General features: G+C 34.6%; 20 protein-coding genes and 1 pseudogene. 1 reads left to right on the top strand and 20 read right to left on the bottom strand.

The features are described 5' to 3' along the window. Positions 1–245: 245 nt before the first annotated feature. From HMPREF1495_RS02855 to HMPREF1495_RS02900, 10 genes and pseudogenes are all read right to left on the bottom strand, one after another. Positions 246–560, bottom strand: a pseudogene (locus tag HMPREF1495_RS02855) (energy-coupling factor ABC transporter substrate-binding protein). A gap of 365 nt (positions 561–925) precedes the next feature. Beyond that, the gene (locus HMPREF1495_RS02860) at positions 926–1,321 is read right to left on the bottom strand and encodes a DUF1643 domain-containing protein (RefSeq protein ID WP_242832839.1); all 396 of its coding nucleotides are present in this window, start codon (positions 1,319–1,321) and stop codon (positions 926–928) included. 49 nt (positions 1,322–1,370) lie between these two features. Next, positions 1,371–1,880 (bottom strand): hypothetical protein, encoded by a 510-nt coding sequence (locus HMPREF1495_RS02865; RefSeq protein WP_034211892.1) that lies wholly within the window; start codon positions 1,878–1,880, stop codon positions 1,371–1,373. Between the two features lie 98 nt (positions 1,881–1,978). Further along, entirely contained in the window at positions 1,979–3,073 is a 1,095-nt protein-coding gene (locus HMPREF1495_RS02870; protein WP_034211894.1) for a glycerol dehydrogenase, read from the bottom strand. A 101-nt stretch (positions 3,074–3,174) separates the two neighbouring features. Next, positions 3,175–3,471 (bottom strand): Txe/YoeB family addiction module toxin, encoded by a 297-nt coding sequence (locus HMPREF1495_RS02875; RefSeq protein WP_034211896.1) that lies wholly within the window; start codon positions 3,469–3,471, stop codon positions 3,175–3,177. Continuing rightward, on the bottom strand, positions 3,472–3,726 hold the full coding sequence (locus tag HMPREF1495_RS02880; protein ID WP_034211898.1) for a type II toxin-antitoxin system Phd/YefM family antitoxin: 255 nt from the start codon (positions 3,724–3,726) through the stop codon (positions 3,472–3,474). 63 nt (positions 3,727–3,789) lie between these two features. Then, a complete protein-coding gene (locus HMPREF1495_RS02885) occupies positions 3,790–4,638 on the bottom strand; it encodes a TIGR02452 family protein (RefSeq protein ID WP_034211900.1) in 849 nt (282 codons plus the stop codon). 121 nt (positions 4,639–4,759) lie between these two features. Then, a complete protein-coding gene (locus HMPREF1495_RS02890; protein WP_034211902.1) occupies positions 4,760–5,404 on the bottom strand; it encodes a C39 family peptidase in 645 nt (214 codons plus the stop codon). Between the two features lie 98 nt (positions 5,405–5,502). Continuing rightward, positions 5,503–6,543 carry a GNAT family N-acetyltransferase gene (locus HMPREF1495_RS02895; RefSeq protein ID WP_034211904.1) on the bottom strand — a complete coding sequence of 347 codons (1,041 nt, stop codon included), beginning with the start codon at positions 6,541–6,543 and terminating at the stop codon, positions 5,503–5,505. 4 nt (positions 6,544–6,547) lie between these two features. Beyond that, positions 6,548–7,483, bottom strand: a complete 936-nt coding sequence (locus HMPREF1495_RS02900; protein WP_034211905.1) for a DUF2156 domain-containing protein — start codon at positions 7,481–7,483, stop codon at positions 6,548–6,550. Between the two features lie 133 nt (positions 7,484–7,616). Here HMPREF1495_RS02900 and HMPREF1495_RS02905 point away from each other — a divergent pair, with 133 nt between their 5' ends. Continuing rightward, the gene (locus tag HMPREF1495_RS02905; RefSeq protein ID WP_034211907.1) at positions 7,617–7,892 is read left to right on the top strand and encodes a chorismate mutase; all 276 of its coding nucleotides are present in this window, start codon (positions 7,617–7,619) and stop codon (positions 7,890–7,892) included. A gap of 52 nt (positions 7,893–7,944) precedes the next feature. On the opposite strand, the gene glpK is transcribed toward HMPREF1495_RS02905, so the two are convergent. From glpK to HMPREF1495_RS02955, 10 genes are all read right to left on the bottom strand, one after another. Next, positions 7,945–9,441 carry a glycerol kinase GlpK gene (glpK, locus tag HMPREF1495_RS02910; RefSeq protein WP_034211908.1) on the bottom strand — a complete coding sequence of 499 codons (1,497 nt, stop codon included), beginning with the start codon at positions 9,439–9,441 and terminating at the stop codon, positions 7,945–7,947. 12 nt (positions 9,442–9,453) lie between these two features. Next, positions 9,454–10,824, bottom strand: a complete 1,371-nt coding sequence (locus HMPREF1495_RS02915) for a hypothetical protein (RefSeq protein WP_034211909.1) — start codon at positions 10,822–10,824, stop codon at positions 9,454–9,456. A gap of 61 nt (positions 10,825–10,885) precedes the next feature. Continuing rightward, positions 10,886–12,283 carry a hypothetical protein gene (locus tag HMPREF1495_RS02920; protein WP_034211910.1) on the bottom strand — a complete coding sequence of 466 codons (1,398 nt, stop codon included), beginning with the start codon at positions 12,281–12,283 and terminating at the stop codon, positions 10,886–10,888. A 24-nt stretch (positions 12,284–12,307) separates the two neighbouring features. Continuing rightward, complete coding sequence (locus HMPREF1495_RS02925) at positions 12,308–12,766, bottom strand: hypothetical protein (RefSeq protein WP_034211911.1); 459 nt, start codon at positions 12,764–12,766, stop codon at positions 12,308–12,310. Between the two features lie 111 nt (positions 12,767–12,877). Continuing rightward, positions 12,878–13,456, bottom strand: a complete 579-nt coding sequence (locus tag HMPREF1495_RS02930; RefSeq protein WP_034211938.1) for a DUF5104 domain-containing protein — start codon at positions 13,454–13,456, stop codon at positions 12,878–12,880. A 180-nt stretch (positions 13,457–13,636) separates the two neighbouring features. After that, entirely contained in the window at positions 13,637–14,218 is a 582-nt protein-coding gene (locus tag HMPREF1495_RS02935) for a DUF5104 domain-containing protein (RefSeq protein WP_034211913.1), read from the bottom strand. Further along, a complete protein-coding gene (locus HMPREF1495_RS02940) occupies positions 14,215–14,520 on the bottom strand; it encodes a hypothetical protein (protein WP_034211915.1) in 306 nt (101 codons plus the stop codon). The genes HMPREF1495_RS02935 and HMPREF1495_RS02940 overlap by 4 nt, the downstream gene beginning before the upstream one ends. A 17-nt stretch (positions 14,521–14,537) precedes the next feature. Continuing rightward, on the bottom strand, positions 14,538–15,113 hold the full coding sequence (locus HMPREF1495_RS02945) for a DUF5104 domain-containing protein (protein ID WP_034211916.1): 576 nt from the start codon (positions 15,111–15,113) through the stop codon (positions 14,538–14,540). Further along, positions 15,113–20,485: an RHS repeat-associated core domain-containing protein gene (locus tag HMPREF1495_RS02950; protein WP_034211918.1), complete on the bottom strand. Its 5,373-nt coding sequence runs from the start codon at positions 20,483–20,485 to the stop codon at positions 15,113–15,115. Before HMPREF1495_RS02950 ends, HMPREF1495_RS02945 begins: the two co-directional genes overlap by 1 nt. A gap of 9 nt (positions 20,486–20,494) precedes the next feature. Next, positions 20,495–20,818 (bottom strand): hypothetical protein, encoded by a 324-nt coding sequence (locus HMPREF1495_RS02955; RefSeq protein WP_034211920.1) that lies wholly within the window; start codon positions 20,816–20,818, stop codon positions 20,495–20,497. Positions 20,819–20,934 lie beyond the last annotated feature (116 nt).

Below are 20,934 nucleotides of genomic sequence, written 5' to 3' on the forward strand. Positions count from 1 at the left end.
GAGCAAAGTGATTTTTTAATAAACTGCAATATAATTTTAAATTATCTTCTTAAAACTCTATGTGTACTGCATATCTTCTCTTGCATACATATACTTACACAATCTCAAAATATGCCGATTCTCCTCTTTCACATTCATTAACATAAAAAATTTAAAACAAAAATTTGAAAAAAATCCATACCGGCTTATTCCGTTACTTAAAAGCTGCCGCCTTGCAATCCATCTTACAAAGCAGCAGCCTTTCATCATTTTTTCTTATCTTCCTGTTTTTTTCTTTCTACAAATCTTCCCATATAATAAGCTATTATTCCGACACCTATACCTGTCTGTACACAAAAAAGCAGACTTTCAACTTCTCCCGGAAGTTCCTTTCCTAAGACGGTTTCTATAACCGGATTAAACCACGGCTCATATTCTCCGCCCTATATTTCTGAAACCACTTCACTTCCGGCATCATCAGAACCGCCAAATTCGGCATTCTTAAGCATAAATAAAGGCACTATTGCCATCAGTACAACTATTACAAGTAAGCTTATAACAAGTTTTTTATTCTTTGACATTATTTAACACCTCCTCTTTATTTATAAAATCATATTCATGTTTATTTAGAATATTTTTATAGTCAGTCACTATGCTCCTCCTCTAATAATATCTATTTTATATACTACTATTTTATAAGTTCAAATTTTCATATACATTATTTATCAATAATTGTATACATCTATACACCATTATTTTTTCAATCTTTGCTACATAAAACTTTTCCCTCTAAGCTAAAATATAAATCTTGTAATTTGGTATTATCAGGTACATATAATTGATGCCTTGGATTGCCTTTCACCGTAAGCTTGCCACGACATACCCACTTCCTATCAGGGGCAATAGCTAAAATTTCCTTTAAGCAATCTTTCAAATATTTTCTTTTCTATATGGCGTTTCCCCAAGAAGCCAAGGTTAAAGCATTAGGATATATATTAAAAACACTTCTTATAACTTCATAGTTTTTTATCTTCAAATCATTATCAGCTTTTTTATGCATATCATTAGGATTTGTCGCTCTTTGAGGATAAAGATTTAACATCACCCAGCTGTCGCAATTATTTTCCGATGCAATTTTTCTTATTTTTAAGATAGTTGGATCATATTTTATATCATTAGCTGTACTTGGATTTATTCCAAAGCATATAATAGGATTTGCTCCGGACTCTCCCAAAATAAATCTTTCTGTATCATCACCCAAATACAATACTTCCCCATTCTTTTTTTCTTTTATAAAATTTTCAAGATCATTTCCAATAGTTTCTTTTTTATTATCATTCATTTCATGCTATTCTCCTATCTATTTTTATTATACTTTAACCCTATTTCCACTACCTTCTAAAGAGATCTCTAAGCTTTAGCTTATCAAATGCCAACATCGCCCGGGCTGACTGGTACAAATCATCTTCCTCAATAATTTTTCTTTTGCTTAACTCATTTAACAGCTTTTCATAGCCTATATATGCCCTTGGTACTTTTGCTATTCTTTTTTCTGCTGTATATATCACACATGGATAAGCCAATGCCTCATTTATAATCTTTGCAGTAGTTATATCAAACCAAAAATATTCCTTTCTTTTTAGAGGAAACCTTGTTATTTCTATTTTTTCATTATCAATTTTTATCTTGGTAAGCAACACATATAATCCTGATACCATTCCGACAGTCAAAAAAAATAATAGCAATATCAATCTTGCCATCTTGTCCACCTCCGGATTATCTGACGGTAAAGCTTTGCCTAGCCCCCAAAATGTTGTAACCCCTAAACCTATGGTAATAAAACTGAAAAACAAATACACTAAACCCGGTCTTATTACTATTACATCATGCTTTGATTTCATTTTACCTCCCACTCTAGTATTTGACAAAGAACATAAAAAAGCCGCCACCAAAAAGATAAAATATCTATCCGGTAACAGCCACTTATCCATTAAATAGATTACTTGCCAAGTCTTGCCTTACCCAAAGCATCTGTAGCTATAATAGCCGCATACAACTCATCAGGTGTTACGTCTCCGGCAAGGTTATGTATTGTTTCTCCCTTTACACAGGCATTCTTTGCTATAGTATGAAGATCCTCATCTGTAAAATCTCCAAGCTCTGCAAGTGTAATAGGCAGTCCTACTTCAAGACAGAAATTCTGTATATCCTCAAACTCGGCCTTATCGGCACACTCAAGTGTAAGCTGTATCAAAGTACCGAATGCTACACAATTACCATGATATGCCTCATGTCCGCCAAGTGAAGTAACTCCGTTGTAGAATGAGTGAGGAGCCGCACAGTTTACATTATCTGCTCCTACACCTGATAGGTAAACTGTAGCCTCTATGATTGCATCCAAAGCCGGAGTAACAACATTATTCTCACAGGCAGCTATAGCCGCTTTTCCGTATTTTCTTAAAGTATCATAGCAGGCCCTTGCAATCGCCATACCTGCTCTTGTAATACCGCCACTCTCCAAACTTGGTGACTCTGTACGAAGTGAAGCTCTTCCTTCAAAGTATGTTCCGAGGGCGTCTCCCATTCCTGCAATCAAAAACTTTACAGGTGCTTTAGCTATAACACTGCTGTCTACAAGTACCGCATCAGGGTTTTGCGGATAGAATAAATATTTATTAAAGCTTCCGTCATCATTATATATAACCGAAAGTCCTGTACAAGGTGCATCTGTAGCTGCAACTGTAGGTATTATAACTATTCTCTTACCCATGTAATATGCAGTTGCCTTAGCCGCATCCACTGCCGAACCGCCACCTACCGCAACAACAACGTCAATCTTATCAGTCTCAACAATATCCTGCATTTTCTTTATCTCGCTGATACTTGACATTCCTCCGAAGACTTCATATCTGCGATAATCATCTTCGCCCTCAAAGCTCTTTTCCAAATCTTCATGGCAGCTGTTGTAACCGCTGTTCGAACAGACAAACAACCATCTCTTTCCCATATACTCCATTTCCTTACGGAACTGAAGCAAAGCTCCTTTTCCCTGTACATACTTGAGTGGTGCACGCATCATTCTTAAACGTTTCATAACAAAACCTCCATTAAAACCATCAAGCTTTGAAACTATGTCAAAACTTTAACATATATTGTTAAGGACTATTGTAGCACAAAGATTGTATTTTTCAATTATTATTTTATTCCCTCATAATGCGTCCACATGCGTGCTACTTTTACCACTCCTTCATACGCTATACCATTCTCGATAATCTCATCACTATAAACTTCGTATACTAATCTGTGCTGAATATTTATACGCCTTGAATAAAACCCGGTAAGACTTCCAACCAAACTCTCATATGGTGGTGGAGTCTTAAACGGATCTTCGCAAATGATATTTATAAGTTCCTTTGCTTTCGTTACCGGCCCTGCTCCTTTAAGCAATCTTTTGTCTTTATCAGCCTTTTTACTGAATTTAACCAAGTACATTTACCACTCCTCGTTCGGATTATAGGAGGTACATTCAGAAATATCTTCATCTCTTGATTCAAGAATACTCTCTGTCATTCCTGGTATTGAATTTAGATATAGTGTTTCCTGAATTGCCAACCAATCATCTTCAGATATTAATACAGCATTTTTCCCTCTGTTATTTGTTATAATTATCGGCTGCGAATATTCATTAACATCTGAAACAGTTTGATAAAGATTCGCTCTTGCCTTTGTTATACTAATTGCAGTCATAATATTTTCTCCTTACAAAGAAAGTATAACGTACTTTTTTACGTACGTCAATTGTAAGTATTTTTATTCATTATAAACCTTACAGTCTTCAACCTCTCCCAATACCTCTTTAAACATTTTATAATTATACTCGCTGTTTCCTCTTCCATAAACAGCAAATATAATTTTATCAAACAGCTTCCACATTTTTTCTTCAACGAGCAATTCCTTAAAATATCCTGCAACATTGCGGGCGTCATGTCCGAATGCTCCGCAACCCCATGCTCCCAATGTAATGGTTCTATATCCGAATCTTGCTGCACAGTACAGATATTGTCTAATCCTTTTCTTCATCACCTTATCAAGGGCCTCTTTTGACTGTCCATATGCCCTGTCAAACAAATTCGGGGCAGGAATAGTCATAACGGCTGTGGTATAAGGTTTAGGAATAAATTCCAAATCTATATTTCTAAATACATCTACCACAGGTGACAGAAGCATATAATCGGAATCAAATGCCGTTCCAAATTTCAAATTATACTTATACATCCTTGAAGCCTTGGGTGAACTTATAGATTCGTACAAAGTACTCTGCCTGCATAGACACTCTTCCTGTGCACAAGCTCCGCTTTTATAGCCACCTCCCGGATGATATGCATTCGCAAAATTCATTACTAAATCGGAGAGATATTCAAAGCTGTCTGCATTTACAACAGAGATTTCACATTTTGAAGAGTATTTAAACTCCCTATCAAAAAATTTGTCCTTATCCTCCACAATATCTTTAATAACATTAGGTGAGAGTACAACTACATTCCTATGTTTTTCCAAATCATGCGGCAGTTTTATAAACTTCCCTTCATTGTAAAATCCGTTGTTCTTTAAAATCCCCTTGTTCTCTTCATACACCACAATATTAGCTAATCTGGACATAATTACCTCCGTTAATATATATACTGTAATTATCATATCAGACATGCTGTACATCTTTTCGGACTTTGGTGGTGATTTAAAAAAAGACAGCTAATCATTAGATTAACTGCCTGAAATTATATTATATAAAGTACTCTATCGTCTTCTCCGGGGTCTTCTCGGTCTTCTGATTATAAAGTATTACCGCCTCACGGTTTTCAAACTTTCCAAGGGCATAAAGTACGTCATCCTCCCTGTTAAAATATCCGAAAGGCACAATACGATTATATTTCAGGGGCTGATCAAGTACCAGCTCCACATCACCTTCCGGTATGAACTGTGACCAGTGCTCATCCGTAAACTCATCCTCATAGTAAGGATCAAACATATAAATATTCTTATCATCAGCACCTGTAAGTAGCGCATAATGCTGTACATCATAAAAAAGTCTTACTACCACCGCACCACCTCTGTTGAGCGCATCATTTATACGGCTTGTTTCACCTATGAAAACCTGTTCACCTGTAATATATTCACATATTACATTGAGCTGTCTTATCTCTCTGAATCTGTTGAGCCAATTACTAAGAAACATCATTGCCATATGAGATGTTCCGCTCTTACCCGGATGCCCCTCATTACTGTAGCAATCAAGTGTATAAAGCATAATGTTTCTGATAACTTCCGGCGGAATATCTTCCCTTTCAAATAGAAAGCTCAGTGCATTAAGCATTGAAGTCGGCCCGCAATCATATTCAGATAATTGATAATGTAATGGATTTTTCATTCTACACCCTTCTTTCTATCTGCATATAGTATAAAGCTCAAATATATTACAAGCAAACTTATAATCTCCTCTTACAAGCTTTTATGCATCAACGCTTATTATACAAGTTCATTTATAAATATTCCACTGATTTTATTTATAGAATCCAATGTTTTTTTTGCAGTACTTTTATCCAAAAAGTTTATAAAACTGCATTTTGCATCACTTACATATCCGAATATCCATCCGGTAAAGTCCGCTATATCAAACTCTGCAAAACCCTTATCCCCTATATCTGAAATCCTTGAAACACTTGAATGTCTCTTATCCATCTCAATTCTAAAATATCCGTTTTGCGCCTCTATGATATTGTCATTGATTTTTATAATGATATCTATAGGTTCCTTAGCTCTGAAATTTGACAAAAGCTCTACTATATCGGTAATTCTGACCATAATATTTTCCTTGCCGAATTTCCTCTTTGCAAGCTTTGATGACACTATTCTCTCCTTTAGCTCAAGCTTTTTGCCCCAAAAAGATTCATACGCCACTATATCATTTTCATGACTGTATATATTTATAAATCCGTCCTCACAAGCGATCTCCTTTAACTCTCTTCTAAAATAATACTCATCTCTATAGGTATATACATCATTCTCCTTTGAAACTTCATTATTTATGAAGCTTACAATCCTATCAATAAACTCCTTTTCTATCTCATCCCCTTTTATTACCTGTTTATTAAAACCCGAAAAATTTTCAATATACTCATTTTTGTCCGCCACAAAGGCAAAATCAAAAGGCAAATAATAGTCCTTATTTGCAGGTATCAAATAGGTAAAAGGAATGCCTTCAACATTCATATCGCAAAGCGCTTTATTTAAAAGACTTCTCATATAGCCCTGTCGCTTAAATTCCTTTCCTGTAGCCACAGCAACTATATAATCCAGATTATAAATTTTATTAAAAACCGATATTTTATAAGGATTCAGCATAATCATAGATCTTACACTCTCACCCTCTATATCTGCCAAGATCCTGTTATCTTTAAGCTTTTCCTCATAGTAATAATTTACAAAGCTGTCGGAATCTTCAAAAAAAGCCTCCTTATACAGAGGCTTTGTAAATATTTTTTCTTTTTGATTCAAATATTTTACCATAGTATTACCTTATTTGCTCAACATAGTACTTTCTGGCATAATCCACCGGATAATAACTCTGCTTTGCATGTCTAAGTCCCTCAAGTCCCAGATCGTCCTCACGATTTACAAGACTTACATTCGGGAATTCATGTACCAAAAACTCCTTATTGATTGCCTGATAAAGACCTGTGATTTCAGGATTGGCCTTTTCAATATGTATTACAGCCATATCCTCCAAAGGATTGTAGCTGCCTATCGAAAAAGCTTCCATTTTTCCGTCAATATATATTGCTCCCATTCTGATATTCAGTCTTGTACAATTGAGCAAAATATCATGTATTCCTTCTACCTCAGGATCCAGATGTTGTTCAACCTCTTCTCCCTTTTGTGCTCTCCACTTATCCAAAAACTTGAAGACATCATCTCTGTCTGTAGGATTACATCCAAGTGCCCTGTACTCATATCTGTCACCATAATTTTTTATAAAATTATTGTAATGGTTTTTCTTTTTGTGAAGCTTCTTTCCTGAAAGAGTTCTAAGTTTCTCTCCCTCATACAGATAGTCCTTCGCATCTTCCTCCAGCCTTACAATAAATTTATCCTCCGGCAAATTCAATGCCTTTATTCCTTCCTCATCCGCCAGATGAATCTTTAAGGGCAAGTTCAATACTTCATTAAAATACTCCACCATTAAGCCGAAGCAATATTCAAGATCCTCTTCCTTACAAAGAGGCATAGCAGAAAAAGGTCTGTCCTCATCCCCCATAAGCCATAAAAGTCCGACTTCCTCATCATCTCTCATCGCAACGGCTGCTCTTACATTATAATATTCTTTCCATATAAAGCTCTCAAGCTCTACACTGTCACATGTTCTGTTATGCCTAAGTCCATAAAACTTGGCATACTTCGGTATATCATTCGCTTCTAATTGTTTAAAATTTAATTTTTTATAGTCCATAATCTAATTATATTTATTTTTGCCTTTTTGTCAAATAAAAATCCTGTGGAAAATCAAAATCTCATATTTACTTTTATTCTCAAATAAGTCAAAATATATTCAGTTAAAGCTTTATTTAAATTAAGGAGTACTTATGAATGAATTAGAAAATCTGCGTGAAAGAATTGATACAATAGACAAAGAACTTATAGCGCTCTTTGAAGAGAGAATGAATGTAGTAAATGATATTGCAAAGTACAAAATAAAGAATAATCTTCCCATTCTGAATCAAAACAGAGAGGATATTGTCATATCAAAAGCAAAAGCTATCGTAAAAAATAAGGAATATACAGACAGCGCCATCGACTTTATCAAAGACATCATGGAAATCAGCAAAAAATTTCAGCAAAATTTAATCTCCAAGCAATAAGCCAATACTTAAAGGCATTGATTTTTTTACACCGAATCAATGCCTTTATATCCTAATCTTCCTTTGCCCAGCCAAAGGCATATTTAACAGCTTTCTTCCACATCCTTATCTTCTCTTTTCTTACTTCTTCACAAAGATTCGGCGTAAATACTCTGTCAATTTTTCTGCTGCCCTTTATATCCTCTATGCTTTTCCAAAAACCTACCGCAAGCCCTGCAAGATATGCCACTCCAAGCGCCGTGGTTTCCACACATTTCGGACGTTCTACACGCACATTGCAAAAATCCGCCTGTGACTGCATTAAAAAGTTATTTACACTGGCACCGCCGTCCACATTCAATAAACTCAGTACTATACCGGAATCCTTCTCCATCACATCAAGTACATCTCTCACCTTATAAGCCATGGACTCCAATGTAGCCCTGATTATATGATATTTATTAACACCTCCGGTAATACCGACAATAGTACCTCTGGCATATTGATCCCAATAAGGTGCACCAAGTCCTGTAAAAGCCGGAACAACATAGCAACCGTTTGTATCTTCAACCTTCATTGCCATATATTCGGAATCTCCTGATGAATCTATCAGGCGCATCTCATCCCTTAACCATTGTATCGAAGCTCCCGCTACAAAGACGGAACCCTCCAAGGCATAATTTATCTTTCCGTTAATTCCCCATGCAATAGTCGTCACCAGTCCGTTGTCGGATTTAACAGGCTTTTCACCTGTATTCATAAGCAAAAAGCAACCTGTACCATAAGTGCTCTTTGCCTCCCCCATCTCAAAACAGGTCTGTCCGAACAATGCCGCCTGCTGGTCACCTGCCACACCTGCAATAGGAATACTCTGTCCGAAAAACGATGAATCGGCTTCCCCATATATACATGAAGATTCCTTCACCTGTGGCAACATTGACTTCGGAATATCAAGTAAATCAAGTATTTCTTCATCCCATTCCAATGTATGTATATTAAAAAGCATTGTTCTTGAAGCATTTGAATAATCGGTCACATGTACCTTACCGTTTGTAAGTTTCCAAATAAGCCATGTATCAACCGTACCGAAAAGTAACTTTCCCTCTTTTGCCTTTTGTCTTGCACCTTCCACATTGTCAAGTATCCACTTTATCTTTGTTCCCGAAAAGTATGCATCAAGCATCAAACCTGTCTTCTCATGAATCATATCGGAATATCCGCTATTCTTTAACTCATTACAATAATCCGCAGTTCTCCTGCACTGCCAGACTATTGCCCTATACACAGGAATACCCGTTTCCTTATCCCATACCACAGTAGTTTCTCTTTGATTTGTGATACCGATACCTGCAATATCCAAGGCACTTATTCCAAGCTTTGCCATAGCTTCCACCGCCACACTAAGCTGTGTAGACCATATAGCATCAGCATTGTGTTCTACCCAACCTGCCTTTGGATAATGCTGTGTCAGTTCCTTTTGTGCAACCTCACATATCTCACCTTTTCGATTGAATATGATACATCTGCTGCTTGTAGTGCCTGCATCAAAGGCCATAATATATTCCGCCATAATTTTCTTCCTTTACTCTTTTCTTTTTAACGGTTCTTCTCCACTCAAGTCTAATGTAATACAGTCAATATCATAACCATATTCTTCACCTAAAACCTCATAACATCTGTATCGCATATCAAATATTTCAACTAATCTTTCACCGAAATTTTCTTCAGTAATAGGATTGTTTTCATCATATCCCACCTCTTTTGCAAACTCACCAAAATATCCGCCTTTTGAAAAATTTACGTTAAAATTTCTTATAGCGTCTTTTGTATCAACCATATCTTTATAACCATTGTAATCAAATATTTTATATGTCGGGTAAATAGCATAAGCTGTTCCTTCTATCAAATGTATATCTGTATTATATACAAGTGTATATGCGGCACAAAGTTCGAAAATATCAGAAGTAGCTTCTAAATGATTAAGTCTTCTAATAAATGTCAGAGTTGACAAATATTTCAGCGAAATATAATCTGTTACATCACGATCATCCAGGCTTCCAATCATTAAACCATATACCCGCATATCTAAATTTTTATACCTACCATATATCTCTAATTTCCCCAACTTTATAAATGGTTTATACATTCTATAATACAACGAAATATCAGTACTATCACTTTTAACCGCTCTTATAATATACTTCTTATTATCTCCTCCATATAATTTTTCCGATATAAGATTATTATCAAAGTATTCTATACCTGAAAATGTTTGATACAGCTGTATCATGCTGAAATAGTGCCTTATATATGTATCTCTACGGTCTTTATCCAATATCTTTTCAGCACTTGACATATAATCAACCGTATATTTACTTAAAATTTCAAACGCTTTAATTATCTCTTCTACTTTTTCATTTTTTCTGTACAGCTTATCCCCAATATCAATGTACCTTTTATAACCAAGTACTCCAAAATCTCTGTCAAAACAATAGTCTAACGCAGTATTCAATAATTCTGTGCCTTTATCTAAATCTTTTGTCAGGATTCCTGCTACTATAAGATATTCCATTCTTGTTTTCTTATCATCGCCCAAATCATGATCAAGAATATTTTCTACGACTTGCTTTTCACCTTGTTCATCATATATCTTTTCAAGTTCCCTAAGCCTTGATTCACACTCGGCATAATCCTTTGAATAATAACTTGCTACCTCCCAAATATCCCTTATATCACACTCTTTTGGAAGTTCGGATAAATTTTCAAGCTCGTCTACTTTACTGTATCTGTTTCCATCCCAATTGTATCTTGCACCTCTCCATATGATTTGGTTTGCTGTCACATTATAGTTGGAAGTAAATACTTCATACATACCGGTCAGCACATTGACTACGCATACAATCAGTATAAACCTAAGCAACCAATATATCCGCTTTTTATACTCTAATTTCATCTATGTCTCTCCTAACCGTAAAACCCGGTTTATAAACACCATTGCTCTCGGAATTTCCCTTTTAATCTTTCTTATGCAACGGTTCTCTTCCGGTAAAATCATTTACAATACTACCTATACCACTATTATATCCTATATACAAAACTCTACAAATTTTCTCTTCCATGTTGCAAAGTTCATCTATCTTCTCACCGAAATTTTCCAATGTTACCGGGTTGTTTTCATCGTAGCCTACATCATCTGCAAACTCTCCAAAATAACCACCCTTTGAAAAATTTGTATTAAAATTTTTTATAGCTTCTATTGTATCTATATAGTGACTGTCAGGAGATGCAACTGTATTGTATATATCAAAGTAACTATACACCGGAAGTACCGGATAAAATCCGTAGCTTAACCCCTCAAGCGTATGTATATCCGAATTATATACAATCACATAGGTACCACAAAGTCTAAAAATTTCAGATATAGTTTTTAAATCAATTAATTTATCCTCCACCATATCAGTTGCAGGATTTTTTAATGATATATAATTTGTAATATCAAAATCATCCAAATCTCTAATTGATACACTCTTTATTATCATATTCAGATTCTTATATCTTCCGTATATACTGATATGTCCAAGATCTATAAATGATCTGTATTTTTTGTAGGATAATACAATATCATAATTTTCTTTTATAGATGCCCTAACAATATATTTCTTATTATCTATCCCGGGATATGATTTTGCCGCTAGAAGATTATCGTCAAAATATAATAAACTTGAGAATGTCTGGAATAGTTGTATCATACGATGATAGTATACCGTTTCAATTGCACTTTCATGCCCATCTTTTGATTTTGGCATCACAATTGCACGATCAATTGTATACTTGCTTAAAGTTTCAAATGCTTCAATGATTCTTTCAAGCTTCCCGTTCTTTTTATAGAGCTTATTTCCGATATCAATATACCTTTTATATCCCATGAATCCATAGTCACGTTCATAGCAGTGTTCAAGGACATTATTCAGCAATTCCGTGTCGTTACCAAGGCTTTCTATTAGGCAACCGTCCACTATCAGGTACTCCATCATAGTCTTTTTATCATCTCCAACATCTTTAGACATGATATCCTCTACGACAGCCTTTGCTCCCCCTTCATCATATATACCCTTAAGTTCCTTAAGTCTTGTATCACACTCTCTGTCATCCTTTGCATAATAACTTGCCACCGCCCAGATATCTTTTACTTCACAATCTGTCGGTATATCCACCAAATACTTAAGCTCATCTATACTGTGATATCCGGCCTCATCCTTATTATATCTCTTGCCTTTCCATATGATTTGGTTTGCATTTGCATTTTTGCTTGAAGTACAAAACTCATAGAATCCGGTCAGCACATTGATTACGCATATAATAAGTATAAACCTAAGCAACCAATATATACGCTTTTTATACTCTAATTTCATCCATGTCTCTCCTTAACGTAAAAACTAGTCTATAAACACTATTGCTCTCGGACATTCGTTCTTCACACTCTTATCTGCGTTCAGATGATATAACTGTACCCTTCTCAGCTTATTAAAATCCCTTACTTTATTCAGATTATCAAGGACATGTTCCTCATCATACATACCGATATCTTCCTCATTATCGCCCATATATGTCAAGATAATTGTCTCAACATTCTTAAAATATTCAAGGTCACTTACATCCTTAACATGGTAGTCCTTAAAATTTATTGATAAGAAGTTCATCCTCTTTAAATCCTTTTTCCAAATGATACCCTTGATAGGCTTCTCTCTTTTATGTGCCAGAGACATACGGTTTTTCCCCATAGTATCTCTTACCGCTCTAAGAAACTCCGCATCCTTAAAAAAAGCTATTCTGCTCACCACAATCATGCATATTATTGTAAATATTCCCAAGTAAAATGATAATGTATAATTCATTTCCACATTTCCTTTCCGTTAAACTTCATACAGTTTTACCATATTGTTTGTGTGATATTGTTTGCGTATTAAAAGGACTCTATACTTTCCCTTATTGAAAGATTATAATCGTTAGTGCCCAAATGCATAGATATCATAACCATCTTTTTCTAAATCTAATTTATCACTTAAAAAATGTAAATTTAAACTATCTATGGCAAATTTTGATATCCCAACATTATTCTCATGAAAATCATCGACCGGTCTAACCAAGAAATAGATTTGTATCGGAAAATTGTACTCTCCACCATCATCTGCAAATTCTATAGTTGTTGACGCATACACCTTCTTTTGAAGTTTTCCTTTATCTGAGCTTGATTCATAGTCATTATCTTCATTCAGTTTATATCGTATAATTTTACCTGAAAACTTATTATTATTGTAACCCCTAAATATATTATCTATCTTCTCGTCAAAATTGTCTATATTACTCCTTGCATACTCCGGAAACAAGCTTACTAAAAGCTCCCTATCATTAGTATTTAAAGCCTGTACTATTTTTTCGATATATTCATTCACCACTTTTGCATCACCATATATATAATCATCTATTTTATCAGAATCGTGTATATACCTTGCAATCTCAACTACTGAGGCACATCCTGTAAGCAGACATGCTATTAAACAGAATATAATAATTTTAATTTTCATAAGTTTGCATTTCCTCCCCCATATTTCTCTCTCCTCATCAAAATCAACCATTCCAATTATTATTAATTTTTTAAAGAATATTTCAATATTTTTATTAAAATTACGCATCCTATATTAATTACCATATCGTTTTAAGTATTAAAAGAACTCCTATGTTTTTTCATAGGAGTCCTAAAAGGCCTACCTGCTGCTCTCTGTGGTCATAACATCATCCGGATGGACAAAATCAGCCCAAAACGGATTATCTACCCAAAGATAATATCCTCTGTTGCTGTCATCCATAGTAATCTGCCAAATCTCAGGCGAATACATCATAGAGCTGATACCTATCTCATCAGGATCCTCATCATCCTTGGCAACAACCTGAAGGTACATAAAATCTATATTACCACCATCTGTCTCTACAACATAATAAGTTTCAATCCTTTTTATTCCCTTTTCTTTATCCTCTGTAACTACCGGAAAATTTCTGTCATACTTGACACTCTTTGACTTTCCCTTATACCTCTTAAGTAGTAATGCAATTTTAAAGTCCATATCTTCGATACCCTCTCTCGCATTCTTTGAAAACAGAGCTTTCAATTCATCAGCATTTTGATTATCCAACGCAGCAATCACTTTGTCTTTATATTCTTTCTCCTCAGGTGGTTGATTATCATTTTTTGTAATCTCACTCTTTACACCGTCCACTGTATTTTTAACACTTGAACAGGCAGATATTAAAAGTGCTGATGCAATAATAAGAAATATTATTTTCTTCATACTTTTACATGCTCCTTACTTTGTATCTGATTTGAAAGATTATAGTCGTTATTATATATATGTTCCTTTGATTCAATAATTTCCTTTCGTAGTACAGCCAATTCTTCATATCCTGTATCCATCAAAATCTTTAAATACCAACAAATGTATTTAAAACTATCTCCGCTTCTTCCACTCCAGTAGTCGTCAATATCTGTTATAATATTTACTAAATCCTCCCTACTTTTATTTAATCTATACTTAAATAGATCATAATTCTTCTCTGCATTTACCATGCCTGCAATATTTGATTTAATTTCCATATTATTATCTCCTATTATTAGTGTCCAAACGCATAGATATCATACCCATCTTTCTCTTTATCTACACCATCTGTACTGAAATCCCCATAATCTATAGCGAATATAGAAATCCCAACATTATTCTCGTGAAAATCATCTACAGGTACTATTACCATAGCAATCTTTAAGCTTGATCTATATAATTCTCCCTCCTTAGGATCTGCAAACTCTATAGTAGTATTAGCATATACCTCTTTATAGATTTTACCCCTATCAGCTCTTGATTGATAATTGTTATCTTCATTAAGCTTATACCTTATTATAGAAGGCCATGGCAATGACTCATTTTCTCTGATAATTCTGTCTATCTTTTCGTCAAAATTGTCTATCTTACTCCTTGCATGCTCGGGAAATAAACTCGCTAATAGTTCTCTATCATTAGTGTTCAATGCTCTTATTATCTTTTCTATATACTCATTTACTACTACAGCCTCGCCATATATGTAGTTATCTAATTTATCAGAGTCATGTACATATCTTGCAACCTTAACTACCGAGGTACACCCTATGAGCATGCATGCTATTAAAAAACATATAATGAATTTAATTTTCATTAATTTATATTACCCCTTTCCCATTTTATAACTGCATTTCTATGAACTAAGTCTAAACACCAGTTATCATTTATTTTATCTTCGTTTTGATCATCAAATTCTGCTGTATGTACGAATTCCTTCCACATAACCCTTTCTTCATCAAAGTCAACCATACCTACCATTACTAAATCTTCAGCCTTTACATCTTGGAATCTTTTATCAGGATTAAACCCTGTGATCCACCACTGATGTAAGTCATCAGCATCCCAATCTATTACTTGAGTTCCATCTTTTAACCTTATATCCAAATTCATTTTAAGTTTACTCTGAGTATAGCAATCTACATGCCAGTCTTTACCTTTATATATACCTATCTCTCCGCCTGCACCAAGATTAAAATAATCCCCCTTCCACATCCAAAGTGTAAATTTATCATCTCCTCTTCCAAATTTAAATTTACCCCTATTCATAGATGTAAAAGAATCAAATGCAAAATCATAAAAATTATTATAACCTCCACCGGCCTGCCAGCATCTTCTTGTAACATGAAATACACCATTATTATCCTTATGGAAATCTACTAAGTCAAACACTGGTGTACTTATCGGACTTCTTGCAAACATATTAGATATATCTGAAATACTAATCTTCACCTGTCTAACATTTCCGGAACAATCGACATATGAATTAATAACAAGATCAACCTCCATTGCATTTCTTGATGCTCTAATTAAACTCCGTGTAACCTTGGTAGTAACATCCTGAACTTCACTTGGTAAAACTTCTACCCATAGTTTATAAGAACTATTAAACAACTTATCTAAAAATAGATCTATCCCTTCAAACAAATCAATATCATCATAAACCTGTATGGATTCCAATGTATTAACAATTGGTGATTCTCCTGTACTGTCCACAAATATCAGTGGTGAGTTATAGCAGTATGTATACTCGTTTTGGGTAAATCCATATCTTAGATTTCCCTTGATTTTATCCTTTCCAAGAAATCTTCCCATATTTTCATCGTACATTCTTGTAGCTGAAATATAGTTTCCGCTTATATCATCCACCATGAGACCGGCAAATCCGAAGTTCTTTGGTTTGCTTCCAAGCACTTCTCCAAACTCTGAGTACTCAAAAAACTCACCCCCTTCAAGTATTACACTTCCAAGCTCATCACATATGATATTGGTGCTGTTATCATCCTCCACCTCTGATATCAGTTGAATATCCCATACAAAACTTCTCTCATTTCCATCACTGTTTTGCCATAGTATATTATCAGTCTTTTTTCTGATATCAATTACATAGCTTGTAGTATGCGACTCATTTCCGTCAGTCTCTGTCTTACCTATTCTGTGACCAAGTCCGTCATATTCATAAGTAACAATATTTTTACCGGATATGACACTTATAAGTTGCCCCAATCCGTTGTATTTGTACTCTGTTTCAAGCTTACCACCGGAAAACTTCTTGATAAGATTTCCTCTCTTATCATACTCATACCTTTTTTGAATCAAACTGTTATTCTTAGCTATACGCTCTTCTGCGAGTTTTCCTCCCTTATAGATATAGTTTGTAGTAATCACTTCATCTTCAACATATTCTACTTTAGCAGTTCTGTTTCCGAAGATGTCATAGCTGTATTCTCTTAGCATTTTGCCGTTCAATACAACTTTTGTGATTCTTCCTACCTCATCATAAGAATAACTGTAATCCTTTACACTTCCGTTCTTATTTATACTTATACATGTCTTATTTCCCACCAAATCATATGCATAAGTATATTCCATATTGATTTTTTCATCACTGATATGCGTTATTTTTGTCGGACTTCCGATATCATTGTATTCATAGAAAGTTTTGCTTCCATCGCTATATTCTCTTGATTCAAGTCTGCCCAAACAGTCATAAGTCAACCTGATATGTTCATTTCCTGAAACGGTTTCTATAAGTCTGCCTTTTTTATCATAGTAATAGCCTACCTTTTTGCCGTCAGGATATACTATAGCCACAGTTCTTCCGAACTTATCATATTCGTAAGTAATACTGTGTCCATCTGTAGTTAAAGCCTTTTTCACCAAACCTTTCTTATCTCTTTCAAAGCTCATACTTCCGAAGCTTCCTGATACGGCTTTCAAAAATCTGTTGCCGTCGTACTCATAGTTTACATAATTTCCGTCAGAACATTTCATCGAAGTTAGAAGTCCTGCTTCATTGTACTTTAGCTCTGTTTTAAAACCGTCTTCATCAATATTTTTCACCACTTGTCCAAGACTGTTATAATCCATAGTTTTATAAGTACTGTCGGCATTTTCTATTTTAAATATTCTGCCCATATTGTTTCTATGATAGCATCTTGTCATACAGTCATTTTCATTATCTTTTTTGTACTGTCTTATTCCTACAAGATTGTACATTTTATCATAACTGTACTCACTTACCAGACCGTCACTGTCAACCACTTTTTCAAGTGTATTTCCTACACCGTATTTAAAATAGTTTGTATTTCCGATACTGTCTTTAATAGATGTTATATTTCCTTCATTATCATAGCTATAAGTATTTTCTCTACCGGTATCAGTCCTTATTCCGGATACTCTTCCTAAGTCGTCATAGTCATAATAAATCTTATTTTCCGTATTGCCCGCCAGTAGGCTTTCTTCTGTAGGTCTTCCAAGCTTATCATAATTATATATGTATTTTACGTCATCACCTAAATTAACCGCTTTTACTCTGCCGTTCTGATTATATTCATAGCCGGATATATTCCCAAATATATCAGTATACTCCAATACCCTGTTCATAGAATCATATACAAAGCTTTCACTGATATTCTCATCCAATGTTTGCTTTAACACTCTTCCATATTCATCATATTCATATCTGATACTTGCGCTTGGCAGTACTATCTCAACAAGTCTGTCTCCGTCATAAACAAAATCAGACTTCACTCCGTCAGAAAATTCTTTACTGATGCACCTATTTAACTTATCATATTTATAATTTTCGCTTAGACCTGTCGGGTAAGTAACACTGACAATATTTCTATTGTCATCATAGGAAAATCTCTTCATACTTCCGTCAGGAGCAATCATTTTAGTCATATTGCCCCTTTTGTCATATTCAAATTTTTCCACTCCGCCGGCTCGCTTTATCTGAGATATTCTTCTGATATTGTCATATACATACTCTGTAGTATTTCCGTTTTTATCTTTTAACCTTACAGGTAAATTTATATTATTGTACTCTACTTCATAGGTTTTCCCGTCAAAATCCTTTAATTTTGACACCTGCCTATTTGCTGTATACTCATATGTTCTCTTCTCTCCAAAAGAATTTGTTACCTCTGTGATATCTCCAAGCCCATTATACTTATAAAGTCTTTTCCCTCCATTATTGTCTTCAATACTTACAACTCTATTCAACTCATCATATTTATATACGACCATTTTAACAGTATCATTTGCTATCTCCGTTACATTTCCACTAATGTCATAGCTTATATTCATAACACTTTTATCCGGAGCGGTTATTTTTAAAGGTCTTGAGTTCTCATTGTAAACAATATCAAAGCTGTCTTTTGACTCATTAAATATTTCTACAGGATTTCCCTTCACATCATTGAATTGCTTCAGTCTTTCTTCACTGTTTACTTTGATACCGTTTAAATATCCTATACCGTCATATGAAAGCTCAACTACTATATTCTCCGGCAATTCTACTTTCGTAAGCTTTTTATCAGAATTGTATTCGTATATTGTTTTATTACCTTTTCGATCCATGTCAAATATACATAGTCCGTCTTTATCAAACTCACGAAGACTGCTGACTCCATTTTCAGTTATTTTTACGGTACGATAGCCCTCATCATGGTAATAAACAACTTCCGACTCTCCGTTATTAAATGTTACGCTATTTTTATCATATTTAAAGGTAAGTTCCACGCCGTCAGCAAATCGTTGTGAAGTTATTCTTCCGTCTTTATCATATCTGTTTTCCAGAGTTACCTTGCCCTCATAATCAGTAAGTTTAGTTATAAATCCGTTCTCATACTCAAATGAAATACTCCTGCCTAATTCATTCTTTATACAGGATAAATTGTCATCCTTGTATGATAAATTGATGCTTCTTCCATTGCTGTCGCAAACTCCGACCAATTTATTATCTTCATACAGATATTCAATATACTCATTTGAATTACTTCTTTTACTGATAAGCCTTTCTCCATTATAAGCATAGGTAACAGTGTTTCCTTTTCCATCATCTGTTTCTATCAGCTTACCATCTATATCAAAGATATATGTATCTCCTTCAAATATTTTAACTTCATACCTGTTACCAAGCTTTCGGAGTATGTCTCTGTTTTCATTGATATTTACATAACTGCCTTTTTTATCTTTGATGAATACTTCTCTTCTGCCGTCGTAATATATCAGTTTAGCTTTTGATTCACTTATCTCCATCTTCATATCAATATCTGAATAAAAGCCTACTCCAAGACTTGCATTACTCCTGTCTACAGAATTATATGTAATATTAAATGCAAGGGGGAATAAACCTTTTTGTGATAGGAATTCTCCCACATACACATAATTACCTGTAGACATATTGATGGGATCTCCACCATATGCACATAATGTAATCTTTTCACCGTTTACAGTAAGAATAAGATTTCCCGCCTTCTTTTCATATTCATAGTCTTTAAGCCCTTTTGCTCCAAGTAATGATACTATTTGTAAAAGATTATCCGCTTTTAAGTTTTCCCAAGGGGCAGGGCCCTTTATTTTACTGATAGAAGCTGAGATGCTTTCTTCAAAACAGTCCACGTAAGACTCATAATCTTCCAAAGCCGATATCAGTCCGTTTAACTTGTCCGTTCTGTCATCAATATCTTTTTTTGCACTGCTAATATCACCACATACATCTAAATTACTAAAATTAAGTGTAGACAGTTTTTCATCAACAATTTCCAGTGTATTCTTATATGAATGATATTCCCCTATTGCATGCTTTATACAAGATTTTAATACTTCTATGTAGTTATCTCTACGTACTACACTGCCACTTGATCCTGATGAATAAGAACCTCCCACGACTCCTTCAATCCCTATTGCCTTATTATCTATATCGTTGACACCCGGTATTACCTGAGACTCTATAATATTTATCAATTCTTTAACACTTTCATTATAGCAGTTCAAGTTATTACTCCAGGCATCGGAATTTGTACTAAATTGATTAGCACTCTCTCCTGTCCAGTAATTAGCCAATAATTCTGCATACTCCGCTTTCACGTCATTACCGATTTTTTCCAGGTCATCACTTATTTTTTTAAATTTGTTTAGTACTTCCTGTAGCTTAGCTCTCTTTATTTCAAAATTTTCCATAAATCACCCCTAATCGTCATCTCTATGATGGTATTCATAATCCTCGTCTCTCATATCTTCCAATTCATCATTCAAATAATCTATTTCGTCCCTAAGCCGACTGATAATATTTGATGTCTGCGACTCTATCTCTCTATGCATCTGACTTTCAGTTTCTGCAATATTCCCAATATTAAAAGGTGTCATATACATAGAATTTTCTCCGCCAATACTTGAAAGGTCGCTCCTTATAGTTGAGTCTATACCTCTCAAGCCTTCCATTTTAGTAATTGCAGCTCTAATCTTCCTGATATCCGTTCTGCATCGTCTAATATCCCCACATCTACAGCTCATATTTCTCCTTCCATAAAGTTTAAATTAAAGGTATTTTTACCTTTTTAATATCTCCACCTTTGAATACAAAACCGGTTCCAGACACAAACTTATAATTTCTGATTACAGGCATACGA

It is taken from the genome of Lachnoanaerobaculum sp. MSX33 (assembly GCF_000512995.1).
Classification (GTDB): Bacteria; Bacillota; Clostridia; order Lachnospirales; family Lachnospiraceae; genus Lachnoanaerobaculum.

Excerpts from the sequence above, each read along its gene's own strand:
- HMPREF1495_RS02950 (WP_034211918.1), bottom strand. The coding sequence starts at position 20,485 with ATGGAAAATTTTGAAATAAAGAGAGCTAAGCTACAGGAAGTACTAAAC.
- HMPREF1495_RS02900 (WP_034211905.1), bottom strand. The coding sequence starts at position 7,483 with ATGGACTATAAAAAATTAAATTTTAAACAATTAGAAGCGAATGATATA.
- HMPREF1495_RS02920 (WP_034211910.1), bottom strand. The coding sequence starts at position 12,283 with ATGAAATTAGAGTATAAAAAGCGTATATATTGGTTGCTTAGGTTTATA.
- HMPREF1495_RS02880 (WP_034211898.1), bottom strand. The coding sequence starts at position 3,726 with ATGACTGCAATTAGTATAACAAAGGCAAGAGCGAATCTTTATCAAACT.
- HMPREF1495_RS02875 (WP_034211896.1), bottom strand. The coding sequence starts at position 3,471 with ATGTACTTGGTTAAATTCAGTAAAAAGGCTGATAAAGACAAAAGATTG.
- HMPREF1495_RS02955 (WP_034211920.1), bottom strand. The coding sequence starts at position 20,818 with ATGAGCTGTAGATGTGGGGATATTAGACGATGCAGAACGGATATCAGG.
- HMPREF1495_RS02865 (WP_034211892.1), bottom strand. The coding sequence starts at position 1,880 with ATGAAATCAAAGCATGATGTAATAGTAATAAGACCGGGTTTAGTGTAT.
- HMPREF1495_RS02930 (WP_034211938.1), bottom strand. The coding sequence starts at position 13,456 with ATGAAAATTAAAATTATTATATTCTGTTTAATAGCATGTCTGCTTACA.
- HMPREF1495_RS02925 (WP_034211911.1), bottom strand. The coding sequence starts at position 12,766 with ATGAATTATACATTATCATTTTACTTGGGAATATTTACAATAATATGC.
- HMPREF1495_RS02860 (WP_242832839.1), bottom strand. The coding sequence starts at position 1,321 with ATGAATGATAATAAAAAAGAAACTATTGGAAATGATCTTGAAAATTTT.
- HMPREF1495_RS02935 (WP_034211913.1), bottom strand. The coding sequence starts at position 14,218 with ATGAAGAAAATAATATTTCTTATTATTGCATCAGCACTTTTAATATCT.
- HMPREF1495_RS02895 (WP_034211904.1), bottom strand. The coding sequence starts at position 6,543 with ATGGTAAAATATTTGAATCAAAAAGAAAAAATATTTACAAAGCCTCTG.
- HMPREF1495_RS02885 (WP_034211900.1), bottom strand. The coding sequence starts at position 4,638 with ATGTCCAGATTAGCTAATATTGTGGTGTATGAAGAGAACAAGGGGATT.
- HMPREF1495_RS02915 (WP_034211909.1), bottom strand. The coding sequence starts at position 10,824 with ATGAAATTAGAGTATAAAAAGCGGATATATTGGTTGCTTAGGTTTATA.
- glpK (WP_034211908.1), bottom strand. The coding sequence starts at position 9,441 with ATGGCGGAATATATTATGGCCTTTGATGCAGGCACTACAAGCAGCAGA.
- HMPREF1495_RS02940 (WP_034211915.1), bottom strand. The coding sequence starts at position 14,520 with ATGGAAATTAAATCAAATATTGCAGGCATGGTAAATGCAGAGAAGAAT.
- HMPREF1495_RS02945 (WP_034211916.1), bottom strand. The coding sequence starts at position 15,113 with ATGAAAATTAAATTCATTATATGTTTTTTAATAGCATGCATGCTCATA.
- HMPREF1495_RS02870 (WP_034211894.1), bottom strand. The coding sequence starts at position 3,073 with ATGAAACGTTTAAGAATGATGCGTGCACCACTCAAGTATGTACAGGGA.
- HMPREF1495_RS02905 (WP_034211907.1), top strand. The coding sequence starts at position 7,617 with ATGAATGAATTAGAAAATCTGCGTGAAAGAATTGATACAATAGACAAA.
- HMPREF1495_RS02890 (WP_034211902.1), bottom strand. The coding sequence starts at position 5,404 with ATGAAAAATCCATTACATTATCAATTATCTGAATATGATTGCGGGCCG.